Annotated in this window: 1 protein-coding gene; it reads right to left on the reverse strand. The window is 57.1% G+C overall.

Annotated features, from left to right (window positions below; all coding sequences use genetic code 11):
* Positions 1 to 162 precede the first annotated feature (162 nt).
* Positions 163 to 399 (reverse strand): hypothetical protein, encoded by a 237-nt coding sequence (locus A7K61_RS30600; RefSeq protein ID WP_003188310.1) that lies wholly within the window; start codon positions 397 to 399, stop codon positions 163 to 165.
* Positions 400 to 893 lie beyond the last annotated feature (494 nt).

An 893-nucleotide genomic window follows, 5' to 3' on the forward strand; every position in this document is an offset into this window, starting at 1 on the left:
AGCGGGGCGGCTAAACCGGCATCCCTGCCGGTTTACCCCCCAAATCCCTGTCGAATTCCGGCCAGCGTGGTTTGACGGGGCGCTTGAGATCAAGATCAAGAGCGGCTCGCTTCGCATCGTGGTTACAGGCGAGCCAGCTCCCACATAGGGTTTGTAGGGTTTTCAGGTTCGCGGCATGCACTCGATGGTGCGGTTTACCACGGTTTTGGCCATCTCCAGCAAGTGCCATGCGGCATGGATTCGGGCGCGGTCGTGGGGTTGCAGATGATCGCAACAGTCCCACACCGTGGCCGATGCGCTGTTGATCAGATGGGAAATGTAGAGTTGAGCGTCTTCGAAGCTGAGCTCTTCATTGACGACGAGGCAATCCATGGGTGGATCGGGAAGTGCTTTGGTCATGGTGTAACTCCTGATTAAGGCAGAAGCCGGCCCAGTCGCGACTAAACGAAGGGTGGCGGCTGTACGCAGGTTAGTCGACCGGCTAATCAGGAAAATCCGGCGCACCCGAGGGTGCCCTGCGCACAGCCACCATAAAACCTCATGGAGGACCATGCGCCTGATTAGAGTCCGGGCGACTAAACCCGATCACTGAAAAGGCAGTGACGGGCCGAAGACTAGCCATCGATTCCAACAGGCACAAGGTGGCAGGGATTGTCTCGGAAACGTCCTGCAATTTAAAGGGACACGGCTTGCTGGCCTTTTACAAATCATGACCAAATGCCAGTAACGCCACACTTCAACGGTGGGAGGGGCGCTTGCCTGCGTGACCACCTGTCAACCGCCTATCTACCTGACACACCGAGATCCAAATGTGGGAGCTGGCTTGCCTGCGAAGGCGGCCTGGCAGTAAACACAGTTGGACTGTGTACATATCCATTGCTGCGGTAACGGCC

The sequence above is a fragment of the Pseudomonas sp. AP42 genome, from assembly GCF_001728935.1.
Taxonomy (GTDB): Bacteria; Pseudomonadota; Gammaproteobacteria; order Pseudomonadales; family Pseudomonadaceae; genus Aquipseudomonas; species Aquipseudomonas lactis.